12 protein-coding genes are annotated in these 17700 nt (G+C 52.3%); 4 read left to right on the forward strand and 8 right to left on the reverse strand.

Going from position 1 to position 17700, the window contains the following annotated elements; genetic code table 11:
• Positions 1-28 precede the first annotated feature (28 nt).
• From B5D63_RS20745 to B5D63_RS20760, 4 genes are all read left to right on the forward strand, one after another.
• Complete coding sequence (locus tag B5D63_RS20745) at positions 29-808, forward strand: TlpA family protein disulfide reductase (protein ID WP_078670758.1); 780 nt, start codon at positions 29-31, stop codon at positions 806-808.
• A gap of 11 nt (positions 809-819) precedes the next feature.
• Positions 820-1740 (forward strand): glycosyltransferase family 2 protein, encoded by a 921-nt coding sequence (locus B5D63_RS20750; protein ID WP_078670759.1) that lies wholly within the window; start codon positions 820-822, stop codon positions 1738-1740.
• Positions 1741-1814: 74 nt separating this feature from the next.
• Positions 1815-2219, forward strand: coding sequence for a VOC family protein (locus tag B5D63_RS20755; RefSeq protein ID WP_159456101.1), 405 nt, complete (start codon positions 1815-1817; stop codon positions 2217-2219).
• 101 nt (positions 2220-2320) lie between these two features.
• Positions 2321-3316: a S1C family serine protease gene (locus tag B5D63_RS20760; protein WP_078670761.1), complete on the forward strand. Its 996-nt coding sequence runs from the start codon at positions 2321-2323 to the stop codon at positions 3314-3316.
• Positions 3317-3411: 95 nt separating this feature from the next.
• Here the strand turns inward: B5D63_RS20760 and B5D63_RS20765 are convergent, their stop codons facing one another.
• The 8 genes from B5D63_RS20765 to B5D63_RS20800 form a co-directional block, all read right to left on the reverse strand.
• On the reverse strand, positions 3412-4854 hold the full coding sequence (locus B5D63_RS20765) for an alpha-L-fucosidase (RefSeq protein WP_078670762.1): 1443 nt from the start codon (positions 4852-4854) through the stop codon (positions 3412-3414).
• A 13-nt stretch (positions 4855-4867) separates the two neighbouring features.
• On the reverse strand, positions 4868-6928 hold the full coding sequence (locus B5D63_RS20770) for a glycoside hydrolase family 2 protein (protein ID WP_143313014.1): 2061 nt from the start codon (positions 6926-6928) through the stop codon (positions 4868-4870).
• A gap of 5 nt (positions 6929-6933) precedes the next feature.
• Positions 6934-8517, reverse strand: a complete 1584-nt coding sequence (locus B5D63_RS20775) for a RagB/SusD family nutrient uptake outer membrane protein (RefSeq protein ID WP_078670763.1) — start codon at positions 8515-8517, stop codon at positions 6934-6936.
• An 18-nt stretch (positions 8518-8535) separates the two neighbouring features.
• Entirely contained in the window at positions 8536-11787 is a 3252-nt protein-coding gene (locus B5D63_RS20780) for a TonB-dependent receptor (RefSeq protein ID WP_159456102.1), read from the reverse strand.
• 353 nt (positions 11788-12140) lie between these two features.
• Positions 12141-13301, reverse strand: coding sequence for a FecR family protein (locus tag B5D63_RS20785; protein WP_078670765.1), 1161 nt, complete (start codon positions 13299-13301; stop codon positions 12141-12143).
• Positions 13302-13369: 68 nt separating this feature from the next.
• The gene (locus B5D63_RS20790; protein WP_159456103.1) at positions 13370-13963 is read right to left on the reverse strand and encodes an RNA polymerase sigma factor; all 594 of its coding nucleotides are present in this window, start codon (positions 13961-13963) and stop codon (positions 13370-13372) included.
• Between the two features lie 167 nt (positions 13964-14130).
• Entirely contained in the window at positions 14131-15849 is a 1719-nt protein-coding gene (locus tag B5D63_RS20795; protein ID WP_078670767.1) for an FAD-dependent oxidoreductase, read from the reverse strand.
• A 153-nt stretch (positions 15850-16002) separates the two neighbouring features.
• A complete protein-coding gene (locus tag B5D63_RS20800; protein WP_078670768.1) occupies positions 16003-17697 on the reverse strand; it encodes a RagB/SusD family nutrient uptake outer membrane protein in 1695 nt (564 codons plus the stop codon).
• Between the last annotated feature and the right edge of the window lie 3 nt (positions 17698-17700).

Here is a 17700-nt window from a genome sequence, read left to right on the forward strand (position 1 = left end):
TTATCTTATATCAATAAAAATTTCCGCTATGCGCACGTATGTTTTCTTCTGGTTTTTACTGTCGGGCCTCTTATCCTGCCGTCCTGCCACTCCGGCCAAGGAACCGGTTGTACCGGCAGACGAGGCGCTGAAAGACCTGATGGCATTTTTGTATTATCAGCGGGACCACCTCCGGTTTTATGGAAAATTCACCGCCTTCGACTCCAGCTTTGTACCGGTAGACAGAGCGTCATTTTTTAAGGCAGTCCGGTCGGGTGCTTATCTTCCCCTCCGGCTAAAAACGCGGGATGCAGGCATCAGCTACCAGCTTTATCCCGTTCCTGCATCCGCCGATGCTTCCGCTAAACGGGCGCTGCTTCAGGCAGGGGAACAGTTGTATGACTACTACACACGCGAAGGGAAAAAGTTTCCTATGACGGATTTTACCGATCTTAACGGGAAACATTATGACAGTCTTACGCTCGCCGGTAAAACCGTGGTACTGAAATGCTGGTTTATTCACTGCGTGGCCTGCGTAAAAGAAATGCCCGCGCTCAACCGGCTGGTAGCTGCCAGCGAAAGCAGGAAAGATATGCTCTTCCTCAGCCTTGCGTTTGATACGCCACAGCAGCTGTCTGCTTTTCTGCAAAAACACCCCTTCGATTATGCCGTTATCCCGGTATCAGAGAAATACCTCAGCGACACGCTGCACATAACCTCCTATCCCACGCACATGATCATCCGGGATGGCGTTATCCAAAAAGCGACCGGAAATATAGAAGACCTGAAGGATGCGCTGCATGAAACGGCGCCGCCACCACATCCCTAAAATTATTCCACATGAAAACAACCCCGTTTTTCTCTGTTATCATCCCTTACTATCAACAAAAAGACACGATCGCTGCAACGCTCCAATCTGTAAAACAGCAAACCTGTCAGGACTGGGAATGCCTGCTGGTCAACGATGGCTCCAACGACGGTATGGAAGCCGTTTTCCCCTCGCTCACCGGCGGCGACGCCCGGTTCCGCTGGCTGAACAATACCCGGAACAAAGGCGCCAACGGCTGCAGGAACACCGGTATGGCTGTCAGCAACGGTCAATACCTCATTTTCCTGGATGCTGACGATATGTTGATGGACCACTGCCTACACTCCCGGAAAATGCATATAACAGGCCGGGAAGGCACCGCGCTGCTGATATCAGGCACGACTGCCTTTGAGCAGGACCCGCAGACATACAAAGGGACGTTCCTGTGTACACCGGACAGTTATGAACGGCTGATATGCGCTTTCATCCGGCATAAAATTTTGTGGACCACCACCGGCGCCACATGGGAAAAGTGTTTTTTATCCGGCATAGGCGGCTGGAATGAAGCATATCCCCGGCTGCAGGATGTTGAGCTGAACATCAGGGCATTATTGCAACGGCCAGCCATGCAGTATACAGGAGAAGCCGATTCTTTTTACCGGATGGGCACTTTCACTGCCGCCAAACAACAGGTGGCGCTCATCGGCTTCAATAAACTGCTGAGGGATTTTTACCCTCCGCTGATCACCGGTACCGCCGATACTGCCATCTCAGAAATGTACCAGGACGCATTCCAGGACCTTATTACACGCCTGCTCCGTTTGCATCAGCAAGCTGCCGTCAGGGAAATGCAGGCATGGAAGGACTATTTTATGGAGACCCTGAAGCTGATCAACACCGATGACGAAGACCTGGCAAAAGTCGCCGGTTACCTCTACGATACCGCGTCGTAATGTCCCCTACATTTGTCGCAACGCCCCCCGGCACAGTCTTTCCACATACCTTAGTTTTGCTGAAAACCATTTGTATGTCACAGATCAACGTATACCTCAATTTTGACGGTAAATGTGCCGAAGCCATGAAGTTTTACCAATCCTGCCTCGGCGGCGACCTGTCTTTGCAAACTGTGAAAGATTCTCCTATGGCCGGTGACTGGCCCGCCCATAAACAAGACCATGTGCTGCACAGCAGCCTTACCAAAGGCCCGCTGCTGTTACTGGGCTCCGACATGGGTGAAAACCCTGCCGGCAACAATATCAGTATCAGCCTCACCTGCGATACAGCGGAAGAACTGATCGATACCTTCGAAAAGCTGTCCGCCGGCGGAAAACAAACCCGGCCCGTACATGATTTTTTTGCCGGCAAAATAGGCGCGCTGAAAGACAAATACGGGTTCGACTGGATGCTCTATTCCCATAACGGTCAGCAGTAAAGTTGACAGTAGTCCTGACCATTCTGTCAGCAAGGGCAGCCAGGTTTTGTCAAAAAGGCGGAAATTTATTCTGGATACATATTTGAGCGCCTATTCCCACTATGGAAAATGCACTCACCTTCTTAGCACATCATCCGGTAAACGACGCCGGTTTACTGGATGCATATTCTCAAACGGTCACCGGTGTGGTAGGCACGGTCGCCGAATCCGTTGTACACATAGAAGTACAACGCCCTGTCAACGACAGACGTAATCCCGAAAGAAAAACGCAGAACGGCGCCGGATCGGGCTTCATCATTTCTTCTGACGGCTTTATCATCACCAATAATCACGTGATAGAAAAGGCGGAAAGCATCCGCGTTTCTTTTGTTGACGGCAGGAAAGTCAACGCAGAAATCAAAGGCGCCGACCCCTCTACGGATATTGCGGTACTCAAGATCGATGAAACCGGGCTGAAAGCGATGTCTTTCGCGGATTCATCTGCCTTACAGGTAGGACAGATCGCTATCGCCATCGGGAACCCCATGGGCCTGCAATATACCGTTACTGCCGGCGTGGTCAGTGCGTTGGGCCGCACGCTCCGCGCCAGTAACGGCAGGCTGATAGACAACGTCATCCAAACCGACGCAGCCCTCAATCCCGGCAATAGCGGCGGACCATTGGTCAACTCCCTCGGCCAGATCATCGGCGTAAACACCGCCATGATCCCGGCCGCACAGGGGCTGTGCTTCGCCATCTCCTCCAACCTCGCCGCACAGATAGCCGGCCAGCTCATCCTCCAGGGGAAAGTCAGACGCGCCCAGCTCGGCATTGCTGCCCAACCGGTAAAACTTACCGCCCGCATGATAGCCGCCAATAAACTCATCACCCAAAGCGGCGTATATGTGGTAGAGACCATCCCGGACGGCAACTATGACAACAGCCATTTACATACCGGCGATATCATCGTCGCGTTCGACAATGTGCCCGTAGCCTCCGTGGATGATATGCATCAGCAGCTCACCGAAAAACAAATTGGCCGTAAAGTACCGGTGGATGTACTCCGCGGCGGACACAAGATGACCGTTACCGTTATCCCCGGACCCGCAGGCATTTAGGAATTTTTTGATTTACGGATTTTTTGATTTTTATCACTTCAAAAAATCCAAATCCCAAAATCAAAAAATCCGTAAATCAAAAAATCTCTAAATGATTATGTTTTCGCTTTCTCGACATTCCCTTTGTCTTTATTCTCCCCTTTCTCTGTCTTTAATAAGATGACCACCGGGGATGCTGTTTGTCTGTTCTGCAGATGAATAAAGTATTCGTTGCGGCCAACCCATTCCGGCGTAAGGGCGGTGTTGCCTTGCAGCATTGTTACGCCCGTCAGCGCTGTACGCGCCGGCAGTTTCACCCTTAAGCTACCGGATACGGGTATATTAAATACCACCATATACACGCTGTCAGTGCCGGCTTTACGGATGTAATATCCCCAGTCCTGTTTTTCGAAACCGGCATAGGCACCGTCGTATACCGCCACACCGTTGACTTTCATCCACTCCCCGATACCTGCGGCCAGCTGCTGTTCTTCTGTACGGTACGTTCCATCTGCTTTCGGCCCGAAATTGAGAACGAAGTTGCCATTGAGCGATACGCTTTTCACCAGCATTTCCAGTATCTCGTTCACGGTCTTCACATGGCCCATCCATTTGGCGTGATAGCCCCACTGGTTCTCCGGCACGGTCATCACGGCCTCCCAGTCGTTGCCATGCACATCTGCGATGGTGGCAGGAAGCTTTCTCTCCCAGCCCTGCTCATAATCACCCATCAAACGGCCGTTGGAATCGAAGTGACGTGCGCCTTTTTCATCGGCACGCAGGCGGCTGCCCATCACCAGCCCCGGATGCAGCGATTGCAGGTATTGCTCCAGCTCATCGCTGAAGGCGCCATCGTTTTTCCAGGAATCGTCCCAGGTACCATCAAACCAGAAACCTTTAACGGTGGGATAACGCTGCAACAGCTCCGCCAGCTGATTTTTGACGAACACCTGGAAACGTTTACCCGCTGCGGAATCCGCGGCATTCTTTAACGAAGCGCGGTAATCGGGATGGTTCCAGTCAATAATAGAAAAATACAGGTGCACATCGATCCCTGCTTTATTATACGCATCGATCATCGGCCCCAGTAAATCTTTCTTCCACGGGGAAGCAGCGATCGTATATTTTGAATACTTGCTGGGCCAGAGACAAAAACCATCGTGGTGTTTGGTGGTAATGATCATATACTTCGCACCCATTGCTTTTGCCTGTGCGGCCCACTGCTGCGGGTTAAAATTCACCGGGTTGAACTGCTTGTACAGCTGATCATAAGCTTCATGCGGCATCTCTTTCCACGAGCGTATCCATTCGGCGGCGCCGTTGTAGGTCTTGCCGTTCCATTCCCCGGCAGGGATAGCATACAGTCCCCAGTGAATGAACTGTCCGAAGCGGAGGGAGCGCCAGCGGGCCATGTCGGCATCGGTGCGGTTGCCGATACGATGCGCGCCGTGTTTTAATGCAATGGTGTCCTGCCTTGGCTGCTGGTCCTGCGCCGTGGCCTGTAACATCAATGTGCAACAGGCAGCGGCCAACAGACCGGTAATCATTTTATTCCTCATGATGCTATGATTTTTATTCCGATACCTGTAACTGCCAGGTGATCGTGTCTGTCAATATCTTTCCGTGCTGTACGCCGGTGGCGGTGATGGTATTCTCACCTGGTTGCAGCGTAATGTTCTGAAAAAGAATATCTCTCTTATTAGCGCCCTGCTTGCCGGTCAACGGTTTTCCATTGTTGACGGAAAGCGTTACTTTCTCCATATTGCTGAATACTTCCACCTGCGCTTTTGCCTGCTTACGCATGTTGTTACGGCGTTCTGCGATATAGACCATGGGCTCAGGGTTCCAGTTGGCTTTGTACCAGAAAAACGCGTCTTTCTTCTGCTGACGGTCGTAGGTGATCAGCCCTTTCAGGTTGCGGGCGTTCACCCCGCCCCTGTTCCACATGGGTACGGCAAATTCAAACGTGTTCCACAGATAGGAAGCGGCAATATAAGGATGCTGTTCTATTACGGCCCATTGTTTTACATGGGTGGCCGTCTGGTAAGTCTCGGGAAAAAACTGGCCGCTGACCGGGTCAAAATCAGTGGACAACGTATCGGTATGCTGGTTGATATTCCCGTCTGCACCATATTCTGTCAGCATGAGTTTATAATCCGGGTACTTTTGTTCCAGTGCTTTCACCCACCCTTCAATGTCGGCGATCTTTCCTTCATACCAGCCGTAGTAGCGGTTCATGCCCTGGATATCGGCTGCCAGGTTAGCCGGCCGGTCCATCTCCCCGTAACCGCTGACAGCGGTGGTATAACGATCGGGATCTTCTGTTTTGGCCAGATCGTTCAACTGACGGGTCAGTACGGCCACATGCTCATCGGGTGTTTTGGCGTACACCTCGTTATGCATTCCCCAGACGTAAATAGCCGGGTGGTTAAAATTCTGCCGGATCAGTTCTGTCAGTTGTTGTTTGGCGTTGTCGCCTTCTTTTCCGGAAGCTTTATTGACGAAAGGTATTTCGGCCCATATCACGAAACCCATGCTGTCGCACCGGGAATAGAGATATTCCGCCTGCTGGTAGTGCGCGAAGCGGATGGTGGTGGCGCCTATCTCTTTGATCAGGTCCAGGTCTGCCTTATGCTGCGCGTTGGTAAGGGCATTGCCACAGTCCTGCCATTCCTGGTGACGGGTAACACCGTGCATCGCATACGGTTGGCCATTCAGGAAAAACCCTTTGCCCGGCACTACCTCAAAGCGGCGGATGCCCAGTGGCTGCGTCACGGCGTCCAGCGTTTTTCCATCAGCCATGACCGTAGTCGTCAGCGCGTACAGGTACGGATCTTTCCGGCCGTTCCATAAATGCGGCCGCATCACCTGCAGGTCCTGCCGGATGATATTAACGCCTTGCGGGCTCACTTTCACGTTCCTGCGCTGGATGGCCACCTGCTTGCCCTGATGGTCTTTAATCACCGTTTGCACCACGATGTCTTTGTGATGCAGTTGTTTGTTTTCAATCTTGGCGGTGACGCTGATGGCCGCCTTTTGGGCGCTCACATCACTTTGACGGATATAAATCCCGGGCGAAGCATAATCGGTAGTGGTGATATTGATGTCATTGGTAACGATCAGGCTGACCGGCCGGTAGATACCACCGAAGATGCCAAACAGGAAATGATTGATGGGCAGCACATCTTCGCGGGCGCTGTTATTGGCCTTTACCACAAAAGTGTTTTCCTCTCCATATTTCACGGAATGGGTGATCTCATAGCAGAAAGCGGAATAAGAGCCTTTGTGCTCTCCTATTAACCGGTTGTTGACATACAGCCCTGCAACGGACCCTACTCCTTCAAAACGCAGGAAAAGGCGTTTGCCTTTCCACTGCGGATCTACGGTAAATACTTTGCGGTAACAGGCTTCCCCGGCGTAAAAATCTTTGCCTTCCTGCATGTCTTTGTTGTTCCAGGTATGCGGCACCGTTATATTCGCCCAGCCGGTGTCCGGCTGATTTTTGTCAGTGGTCAGCGCGCCTTTGCGGAAAGACCAGCCATCGTTGAAAGACAGTACGTTGCGGCCTTCCTGCGCGTATCCCCGCAGCAACAGGGATACGCACAGCATGCTGGCCAGTGAAAATTTCTTCATAAAAATTATTTCTGGTAACCATCGTTCTGTGTCAGCACAGCGTCTTTATTCACATCGATTTCTGACTGCGGGATGGGCAGGTGTATGTTAAAATCGCTGATGGTAGGCGCTACTTTCGGATTGTATTTACGTACTCTTTCCACCAGTTTTTTAGTGCGTATCAGTGTCAGTCTTCTCAGTTCTTCCGCTGTCAGTTCGCGGGCGCGTTCGTCCAGCAGGTAGTCCATGGTCACTTCGGCGGGTTGCACCGGCGTGGCATGGGCACGGCCGCGGACCACGTTGATGCTCGCTGCTGCGTCGGCATTACGGCCCTGCAGGAGCTGTGCTTCCGCCAGCAGCAGGTAAGTCTCGCCGAGGCGCATCTGGATACGGTCTTTGTAAGACTGTGCGCCCTGGATGTCCTGTGGCTGGAACTCATACCATTTTGTCGTGTGTGCGTACATGTTCTGGATGGTATCAAAGCCGGTAGGCATTACCTGCTGGCCGAATTTGGGAGAAGCAGGATCGTTATAGTAGTAAGTACGGCGGATGTTGTAGGGAGAATTACGCATGTCCGTTTTCTCGAACAGCTCGTACGTCCACCAGTTGGTAGGCCTGATCCTGCCGATACCGCGGCCGCCAAGGCTATCGGCCACTTTCATGCCCTGTACGTTTACATAGAATGGTCCCCATTCGCGGCGACGCTGGTCAAAATCCGAGCCGCCGCCGGGAATGTTATATTGCTGTTCAATCACCCAGATCGCTTCGGTGTTGCCCTGGCTACGGCGCATGTTACCATAGGTGAACATATCCGCGAAAGGATCACCTGGCTGCGACGCCTTGGTACCATAACGGGCGGTGATCAGCGAAAAGAACTTACTATCGATCACCCGTTTAGCGGCAGCTTCCGCTTCTGCGGGCTTATTGGCGCGCAGCAGCGCCTGGGCCAGCAATTGGCTGGCGGCGAACTTATTGATACGGCCCTGTTTTTTTACGTTGGCCGGGTCAGGCAGATTCGCTTCTGCAAAAGTGAGATCACTGATCACAAACTCTATCACGTCTGCTTCCGATGCGCGGGCATAATCCGTACGTGGCACGGTCACAGGTTCTTTGATGATAGGTACGCCGCCGAACAGGATAGACAACTGATTGTAGGCATATGCTCTGAAGAAGCCGGCCTCCGCTTTATAGAAAGCGCGCTGTTGCGGCGTAAGGGTTGCCTTCTGGTTGTCAGCATTGACGATGATGTTATTGGCAGCGTTGATTACGCGGTAGTTCCAGTTCCAGATGGAAGAGAGGGAACCGGTTTGCGGGTTAAGATTACGGTAGTCTTCGTAGGGCGCCTGTACTGCGTTGGGCTGGCCGGTAATGGCCAGGTCCGTACCTACATAAAAGGTAGCCAGCAGGCCCTGCGTATTGCCGTAGTCATTACGTACGATACTTTGTAATCCTGTACTGGCAGCTTCGAAGCCTAGTTCATCCACCAGTGTATTGTCCGGTGCATATTTGGATTTAAGCTCTTCATCGAGGAAATGTTTGCTGCAGGAGGTACTACCGGTGATCACCAGCCCTGCGAGCAAAATGCTGTGTATATAAGATGATTTCTTCATGACCTTACATTTTTAAAATTACAGACTGATGTTAACGCCAAACACGATAGTGGCGGTCAACGGATAAAAATCGGAGCTCTGCGAGCCTCCACCCTGACCGTTGTTTAAACGGGTAGCGGTAGAAGTGGAAGAGGTAGGTGCTGTTTCCGGGTCCCATCCGGTCCATTTGGTGAAAGTCCCAAGGTTACGGCCGCTGAGGTACATCATCAGGTGACCGATCTTGTAGCGCTCCAGCATTTTCTTATCGAAGGTGTAACTGAGCGTGACATCTTTAATGCGCACAAAGGAAGCATCCTGTGCATATTTGTACCCTTTGGGGTTGTTATAGATGAGAGACGGATTGGTGTTGATTTTATTCTCTGAAGTCCAGTAAGGTATTTCGGCCGGTAAATTCACGGTACCGCCCTGATCGCGGTTATCCAGGATATAATTAGGGCGAAGCTGACCATGTACGCTCTGGACAAAGATATTCAGGGAGACATTTTTATAGGTGAAGGTGTTGGTAAGACCGGCGATGTATTTAGGCAGTTGCGACCCCAGGTAAGAACGGTCTGCCGCATCAATTTTACCACTGCCGTCGCGGTCCTGGAACCTGATGTAGCCGGGTTTGGCGCCCGGGTCTATTTTCATATCTTCTCCTTCCTGCCAGATACCGGTCATGGTATAATCGTATATGCCTAACAGTGGTTTACCGATGAACAGGTTATTGCCGATATCATCTTTATTGTCTCCATACAGCGATACCACTTTGTTCTTGTTGAAGGAGATATTAAAAGATGTTTGCCAGGTGAAGTTGTCCGATTCGATATTACGGCTGTTGAGCAGTACTTCAATGCCTTTATTGGCTGTTTTGCCGATGTTGTCAAACACGGAGGTGTAACCGCTGACGGCGGGGATTTTCCGGCTGAGCAGCAGATCGAAGGTATTGGTGTTGTAGGCCTCGATGGTACCGCTTAAACGGTTGTTCCACAGCCCGAAGTCGACACCTACGTTAAGGCCTTTGGTGGTTTCCCATTTCAGGTTGGCGTTGCCAAGTACATCCGGTATTACGCCGATGGTAGTAACGCCGTCATAGATATATTGCGCGGTGTTCATTCTTGTCAGCGTCTGATAGGCGCCGATGGCCTGGTTGCCGGATTTTCCGTAGGAGGCGCGCAGTTTCAGCTGGGAGATCACTGGTGCGGCGGCGGCCATAAATTTTTCGTTGTGTACATTCCAGCCTACTGCCACGGAAGGGAATACGCCGTATTTATTGTTTTTACCGAAGCCGGAGAAGCCGTCACGGCGGACGGTAGCGGTAACGAGGTAACGGCTGTCGTAGGTGTAGTTGGCGCGGAACATCTGCGACAGCAGGCTGCTGCTGGTGTAGTTGGATTCTGTTTTCTGTACCTGCCCGGCAGTGAGGTTATTGAAGTCGAGGTTATCGTTGATGAAAGAATTAGCTTTAAGTTTTGTGGAGAACAGTTCATCGCGCTGTGCGCTGTACAAGGCGGTGAAGTCCAGTCCATGTTTGTTGAAATTGGTAGCGTAGGTCAACAGGTTCTCCACGATCCACTGTTTGGTTTCTTCATTGTACACTTCAGCAGAACCTAGCTGGTCGCCGGCTTTGCGACTGGTGTAGTTGGCCGTGCGCACGGGTCTGTAGCTATAGGAGCCGTTGACGCGGTACTTTAACCCTTTGATAAAACCGGGTGACACTTCCGCGTAGCCGCTGGCCGACATGTTTTTAGTACGGTTCAGACCAGGGTCGTACAGGTTCACGAGCGGGCTTTGGTACAGCGTCTGCGGCGCGATGGGATATATTTCATAATCACCTTTGGCGTTGTAGAGCGTACCATAAGGACTCAGGGAGTTCGCATCAAACAGGGTGGCTTTACCGCCGTCGTTGTTATTGTTCACCAGGAACATGTTCAATCCTGTTTTCAGCCACGAGGTAACGTTCGCGTCTATATTAGCGCGGATGCTGCTGCGGTTGAACTGGTACCCTTTAATAGTGCCTTCCTGTTTGAGGTAGGTACCCGACACATAGTATTTAACGTTGTCGGTACCGCCGGAAATGCTCAGCTCATGGCTTTGGATATATCCCTGCTGACCGATTTCTTTTTGCCAGTTCACTTCAGGAACACCGTTGGCGAAGTTGTTTTGTTCGGAGAGATAAGGCAGGTCGGGCGCGGTGGGACGGCCAGCCTGGATGTTGTACCAGTGGTTCTTGGTACGGTATTGTTCCCCGTTCATGTTCTTCATTACATTCGATTGAAATTCCGGACCACCATAGCCATTATAGGAGATAACCGGTTTGCCGGACTTCCCTCTTTTGGTAGTGATCATAATCACGCCATTGGCGCCGCGGGCGCCATAGATGGCGGTAGCGGAAACGTCTTTAAGCACATCGATGGAAGCGATATCATTCGGGTTGATATCGTTGTAGGTACCGCCGAAAGGCACGCCGTCCAGCACGATCAGCGGTGCGTTGCTGGCAGTAATGGATTTCATGCCACGGAGATAAAATGCGGGAGAGCTGCCCGGTTTGCTGGTGTTGCTCACGATATTGATACCGGCGGCGGAACCCTGTACTGCCTGCAGCACGTTGGTTACCGGCAGGTTTTTAAGACGTTCGGTAGGTACGGAAGAAATAGAACCGGTGACATCACTTCTCTTTTTAGTGCCATAGCCCACTACTACCACTTCATTCTGCTGTTCCACGGCCATTTTCATGGTGATATTGAGCGTAGTGCTGACAGTCACTGTCACCTCCTGCGGCACCATGCCGAGGTAGGTGAACTGCAACACTACCGGGCCATCGCCGGGCACGCGCAAGGCGAAGCCGCCGTCGGCGCCGGTAGAGATGCCCTGAGCTGTTCCTTTCACCCTGACAGACACGCCGGGCAGGGGGTTACCGCTATCGTCGGTAACCTTGCCTTTAATGTCCAGCGGCGCTGCAGCCTCCGTGTTGACGGTTGGAGCAGCAAGGTTGGTTGTTTTAGGAGAAATAAAGATGGATTTGTTTTCGATCACATACTTCAGCGGCTGGTTTTTCAGTACCAGGTCGAGGAAGTCCGTCACCGGCATGTTCTCGGCCGAAACGGTCACCGGGCGCGCCTTCTGGAGCACGTCCCTGCTGGCGACGATCGTATAACCGGATTGTTGCCGGATGATGCCAAAGATCTTTTCTACCGGCACATTTCTGCCGGACCAGGTGATCAGCTGGGCATATCCGGTAGCACTGGCTTGCAACATCACAACGGTAAGGAAGAAAAAAGTCAGCTTCATGACTAACAACATTTTGGTTGGCAACCATTGGCGGACACGGCTCCCTGTTGACACAGGGGCATAGCACGCCCGGTTGCAAAGAGCAGTTTTTTGCATAACTTTGCAGTGGTTTGGCTTGTAAAAAATGGTGTTCTGGAACACTCAACATTTTTGCATGACTGTAACCATTCAGCCGGAAGTGGGTCGAAGCACTTTCGGTTTTCTATTACAGGCAGGCACGAGGTTGATATTTGAAATTGTTGTTCACTGTTTTTTCCATAACGACCCGCTCCGGGGACGATTACTGGTTGATTTGTTCACGACTTTACGATTACGATTGTTTACTGTTTTATACGGACGACTTTTCGGATTGTTTACTGCTTCCCGATGATCAATGTTCTGTTCTCCAGCCTGAATGCTACTCCGGACTCCTTTAAAAAATTCAATACGCTTGAAAGATTGACGTCACTGCCTATTTCCCCTACGAAGGTGATATCAGGCGGCGTGCCGGCATAGGCGACTTCTATATCGTACCAGCGTGCGATCATGGCGATGACGGTCGTTAATTTTTTATCCTGGAAATTCAGGACGCCGTTTTTCCAGGCCATAACGGCGGCGGTATCCACCTGCTTGTTTAACGCCACGGTGCCGGCTCCTTTATTGAACAGCAGCTGCTGGCCGGGCTGTAGCACACTGGGATGCTCCGGTACGTTCACCCGCACGGCCCCTTCCAATAATGTGGTGCTGATACCCGGTTCGTCGGCATAGGAGCTGATATTAAAATGTGTTCCCAGTACCGTTACGGAAGTCTGATTGCTTAGGGCCACCACAAAAGGCGTTTTACCTTTCGCCACTTCAAAATACGCTTCCCCGGTCAGTTCCACTTTCCTCTCCGAGCCGTTGAAGGCAGTGGGGAAAGTGAGGGCGCTGGCGGCATTAAGCCATACGAGCGTACCGTCGGGCAATTGCATTCTGAACTTACGTCCTCTGGGCGTATGTAGGGTGTTGCTGACGGCTTCCCCGGTGCCGGAAGGCTGGTATTCCACCTGCCCGTTCTTTAATACTACCTGAGTACCCTGTGCGCTGGAGATGAGCCCATCCTCCCGGTTGTCGAGCACCACCTGCTGGCCGTTGGCCAGGGTGAGCACAGCGCCGTTTTTACCGGGCTGCACGTCTGCCGCTACCACGACCGTTCCTGTGGGTGTTGTATTACGCATACGCAGGAGCCAGTAACCACCGGCAGTCACCAATACGGCAGCAGCTGCAGCGGCCGCCCAGCGGCGCATGCGGCGAAACGGACGGACACGGGCGGTATGCTCCTGCTGCAAAATACGCTGCAGCACCGGCTCATATTCCGCCGGATTGTATTGCGGGTCTGCCGGAGTATGTGCATACAGCTCACTGAGCATCGCCACCCATTCGTCTTCATCGGCCTGTTTCCCCAGTTCGGCAAACAGCTCCTCCTCTTCTGCCGGTGTGGCAATACCAGCGTAATAACGCTGCAACAAAAACCTGTAATACTCTTTTGCTTCCACTGTAGGTCCCCGCTTTTACTTATCAGACGCTGAAAAAATAAAGGTGTACTATGCCGCCTGAAAAAAAATTAAAAAATTCTTAACAACACTCCTATCAGGAAGACAGGTAGGTAATCGCCGGTGTGTTGTTCCAGGTATTCCCGGATAAATTTCCGGGCGGTGACAAGCTGATTTTTTACGGTATGTTCCGAAATATCCAGCGCTGCCGCTATTTCCTTGCGGGACTTTCCCTCCTGCGTGTTCAGGATGAACACCTCACGGCGGGAGGCCGGCAGCTGGTCGATGGCATTCCTGATGTGAAGCTGTAATTCCTTGACGCGGAAAGCCGCGGTCATATCCTCATTATCTTCTATATCATCGTGCGTGATGGCTTCTACCCGGATCTTTTCACGGGCGATTTTTCTGAGGGCGGAAAGCGAATAATTGGAGGCAATGGTGTACATCCAGCCGGCCGGATTGTCGATACCATCCAGCGTATGCCTTAGCTGCCATACTTTCAGGAACACCTCCTGTAACACTTCGGCGGCAGCTTCCTCTGAACGGAGCATCTTGCGTACAGAAACGGACAGCACTGCATTGTAACGATGATACAGTATACGAAACGCTGCTTCATCCCCATCTGCAATCCGCGAAAAAAGTAACCTGTCCTCGTGTATTTTCACAGTGCACAAGATAAAACAATTTAGAGATTTTGGGATTTACGGATTTTGGAATTTGGTTTAGGAAAATAAAAGCCATTTAAAAAGCAAAGCTGCCTCCTAACACCAGGAGGCAGCTTTGGACACGAAAGGTCAAATCAAAAAATCCTAAATCAAAAAATCCCTAAATGTCACGGCCAGGACGTCTCTACGCCGCACGCACGGATATAATCCTGGAACTCCTTCAGCAGCGGGGCCTGTTCCCTTACCGCACGGGGCGTCACGTTTTTACTGCGGGCAAAAGCCACAAGGTTGCCCACCGCTTCACCAATACCCCATTCGGTGGGATGAAGCCGGTAGCAGCCATTCGTAATATGGGTAGTCCCGATGTTTTTATTGGCAGGCAGCAGATTCTCCATCCTTTGCGGCAACAGGGCGCCCAGTGGGATCTGGTAAGGCAAAGACCCAAAGTCAACATAATTGACACCTGCACAACTGGGATGAAGATCGATGTGATAATAACCTACGCCTACGCTGTCGTAAAACGCGGCCGCTTTTTTCTCCGTCTGGCCGGTTTTCTGTGCACGCTGTTCTGCGCCCACGTGTTCTTCCAGCACCGTAAACACTGCTTTGATACGCCGTGATTCCCGGATATAAGGGTATTTGGCCATGCCGTCGGCTGTACCCATCATGTCTTTCCGCAGGCGGATACCAGGCCATCCTTTGCCGCCATCGGGACGGGGGGCCTCGGTCTGCAGCCAATAGATAAGCGACAGGTTGAGCTGTTTGGCCCGCTCCACATGATGATGGAACTTTTCCGGGCTGGCGCCGATCACATTGCCCAGCATATAATCATTCTGCGGCCAGTTGACGATGGTCACATCACCTTTATAGGCGCCTTCGGTAAAATTGCTTTTGTTGATAATACGCCGGTAGTTCCACAGGTTAAGCACGTCGCCGGTAGCGATGCCTTCGGGGTGGAAACCGAGCAACTTAGGTTTCAGCGTGCGCGGATCGGAATAATGAAGGTCCAGCTGCCTGCCCGACCAGGCGGGCGTGAGCGCGGGCACATGGTTGCGCCAGAACTCGTACTCAGCAGGCTTTTCGATAACAAAGTTGCCACCGGGCACATAGTCCAACGCAAAACAAACAGTGAAAGCCTGGTTATTTTCCGGGTTGCCCTTTTCAGGCGCATGCAGCTCGCCGGTTTGTTGCTTCGATTCGGTGCCGGTCACAAACTCGGTGCCGGTCAAAGGCAACAGGTCGCCCATTTCGGTAGCGTCTGCAAAGTAGCTCCCCTTCAAAATTAGTTCCCTGTTGTTACGTTCATCCCGCGCGGTGAGCGACAGCACCTTGTTACCGGTTACGTTGGCGCGCACCACTTTGGTATCGGTCAGCAGCACCAGTTGACCTGTGCTGATAAAAGGAGCCAGCATATCCAGCATCACGGCCAATGCCACTCTGGGCTCGTGACAGAGCCGGGACACGGAGCCGTCGCCTGGATTCAGATGCGTCCGTTGGCGGGCATCGGCAGTGAGCGGATAGTGGCGTGTATAGTATTCACGGATACGGTTTCTCAGTTCGCGATAGCGCGCGGGCGCGCCATGTGTTTCAATCCACGGATGTTCATCCGGCGGCACGCCCTGCTGTGTGAGCTGGCCGCCAATCCAGTCTGTTTCTTCTGTCAGCACCACCGTTTGCTGGCTGTGCAGCGCCGCCAGCGCTGCCGCCACGCCTCCCAGTCCGCCACCGGCAATGATCAGGTCGGCAGTCAGCGTCTCCGGTTTTGCCTTCCGCTTTCCGCTGGCACTCCCCTGCTGTTGTTTACCCGGCGCCATTCCCAACGCAGGCTGCGCAATAACAGCGCCGCTGCTCAACGCAAGCATCTCTAAAAAATTCCTCCGTTTCATTATTTCAATATTTTAATATTTCGATATTTAGTGGAACAGTCTCGCCTGATCATCTCCCTGAAATCCACTGTAGTGCAATATCAACAAAACACTATCCAACAAACCCTCATCTCCGCTCATCAGCGTAATCAGTAGTCATCATGGGCATCACCGTTACCAGCCTTCGTTCTGCGTCAATCCCGGGTTGATATCCCTTTCTGCCTGCGGTACCGGCATCAGCATCAGTTTCGGCGTCCAGAAGCGGGTTTCGCGGGTATAGCGCAGGTCCAGCTGGCTGGTATAGTCCGGAATACTATTCAGGTCATGTGCAGCTGTCTTTTTGAAATTGGGCACCGGCGGCATGGCAGCAGCACTCCTGGCGATGCCCACCACTTTGCCCGGCATCACCAGGTCGGCGATCCCCCAGCGACGGATATCGAACCAGCGGAAACCTTCGACAGCCAATTCCACGGTGCGTTCACGGCGGACCAGCTTCCGCAGTTCGTACTGGTCTGTTTCAGCAGCGGCGGGCACTACAGGCTGACCGGCACGTTGCCTTACCTTGTTGATGGCGGCTGTCACGGTAGCATCCATCTGGCCCAGTTCTATTTTAGCTTCGGCGTAGGTGAGCAGTATTTCTGCATACCGCATCAGGATGAAACTCACTTTGGAGAGGAACACGTTTTCATCTGTCATGGTATATTTGGTCCACAGATAACCAACACCGCTTTTAGCCGGGCCGAAGGCATTGTCATAGTCTGCATTTCCTTTTACAGACCAGCTGCCGTCGGCATTTCTGAAGGAGGTGGATGACTTGTAAATGTCATATACAAAAGTGGTATTGTTCATCGTCACCGTGTCGCCCGGCAACGCTACTGTATATTTCAGGCGCAGGTCCCGGTTTTTGGACGGATGTTCCGGATCATAGCCGGACGATTCATCAATCCTTTTCCCGTCGGTACATTCGAACTGGTCTACCAGGCGCTGGTTCGGGAAACGGCCCGACTGGCCGCCGGCGGCGCGGGAGCAGTTGCCCAGCGGCAGGTAAGTGATAGATCCCGCAAGGGCATCGGTATACAATACTTCCAGCATGATTTCATTACCGGCGTTCGGTTTCTGTCCACTACGGGTGAACAGGTCCTGGAAACGCGGATTCAGCGACAGTCCTGCTTTATCGATCACCTGTTTAGCGGCATCAGCGGCAACAGCGTAATCCTTGTTATACAGAGCTGTGCGGGCTTTCAGGCCAAGGGCCACTGATTTGCTGACCCGTCCTCTTACACCGGGCAACCAGTCGAGGGACCTGGCTGCTTCGTCCAGTTCGGCATAGATGAACTTTATCACGTCCTGTTTGGGCGTGCGTTTCTGATTATAGAATTCATTCGGCTGCAATGGCCGGGTGATCAGTGGCGCATCGCCAAACATAGCGGAAAGATAAAAATAGGCCCATGCACGCAGCACTCGGGCTTCCGCTTCCATGCGATTGTAGTTGGCCGGCGCTACGTTCGGCTTCGCGTTGACCATGCCGTTCAGCATGGTATTGGCACGTTGAATGGTCTTGTAGGCAAATGACCAGATGGCCGCCGGATGTGCGTTGTACGTGTCAAACGTACCTTCTCCAAGCTCGTTGGCGCGAAGGATGGCGATGTCTGTCCACCCGTCGGAGCCCGACTGGTAAGGCACCAGTCCGAATTCCCATTTGATGGAGCCATACACTGCTGTCAGGGACACATTGATCTCGTTCTCATTGTTCAGGAAGGTGCCGGTGGCCGGCGCGCTGAGCGGCGCCCTGTCCAGGAATTTATTACACCCTGACATGCCTGTCAGGAAAAAAGTGCAACCGATGATGCTATAAAAAAGTTTTCTCATGGC

The organism is Chitinophaga eiseniae (assembly GCF_900167135.1).
Classification (GTDB): domain Bacteria; phylum Bacteroidota; class Bacteroidia; order Chitinophagales; family Chitinophagaceae; genus Chitinophaga; species Chitinophaga eiseniae.

What these genes read in the sequence shown, in the direction of transcription:
- B5D63_RS20745 (WP_078670758.1), top strand. Translation starts at nt 29, where the DNA reads ATGCGCACGTATGTTTTCTTCTGGTTTTTACTGTCGGGCCTCTTATCC.
- B5D63_RS20750 (WP_078670759.1), top strand. Translation starts at nt 820, where the DNA reads ATGAAAACAACCCCGTTTTTCTCTGTTATCATCCCTTACTATCAACAA.
- B5D63_RS20755 (WP_159456101.1), top strand. Translation starts at nt 1,815, where the DNA reads ATGTCACAGATCAACGTATACCTCAATTTTGACGGTAAATGTGCCGAA.
- B5D63_RS20760 (WP_078670761.1), top strand. Translation starts at nt 2,321, where the DNA reads ATGGAAAATGCACTCACCTTCTTAGCACATCATCCGGTAAACGACGCC.
- B5D63_RS20765 (WP_078670762.1), bottom strand. Translation starts at nt 4,854, where the DNA reads ATGAGGAATAAAATGATTACCGGTCTGTTGGCCGCTGCCTGTTGCACA.
- B5D63_RS20770 (WP_143313014.1), bottom strand. Translation starts at nt 6,928, where the DNA reads ATGAAGAAATTTTCACTGGCCAGCATGCTGTGCGTATCCCTGTTGCTG.
- B5D63_RS20775 (WP_078670763.1), bottom strand. Translation starts at nt 8,517, where the DNA reads ATGAAGAAATCATCTTATATACACAGCATTTTGCTCGCAGGGCTGGTG.
- B5D63_RS20780 (WP_159456102.1), bottom strand. Translation starts at nt 11,787, where the DNA reads ATGAAGCTGACTTTTTTCTTCCTTACCGTTGTGATGTTGCAAGCCAGT.
- B5D63_RS20795 (WP_078670767.1), bottom strand. Translation starts at nt 15,849, where the DNA reads ATGAAACGGAGGAATTTTTTAGAGATGCTTGCGTTGAGCAGCGGCGCT.
- B5D63_RS20800 (WP_078670768.1), bottom strand. Translation starts at nt 17,697, where the DNA reads ATGAGAAAACTTTTTTATAGCATCATCGGTTGCACTTTTTTCCTGACA.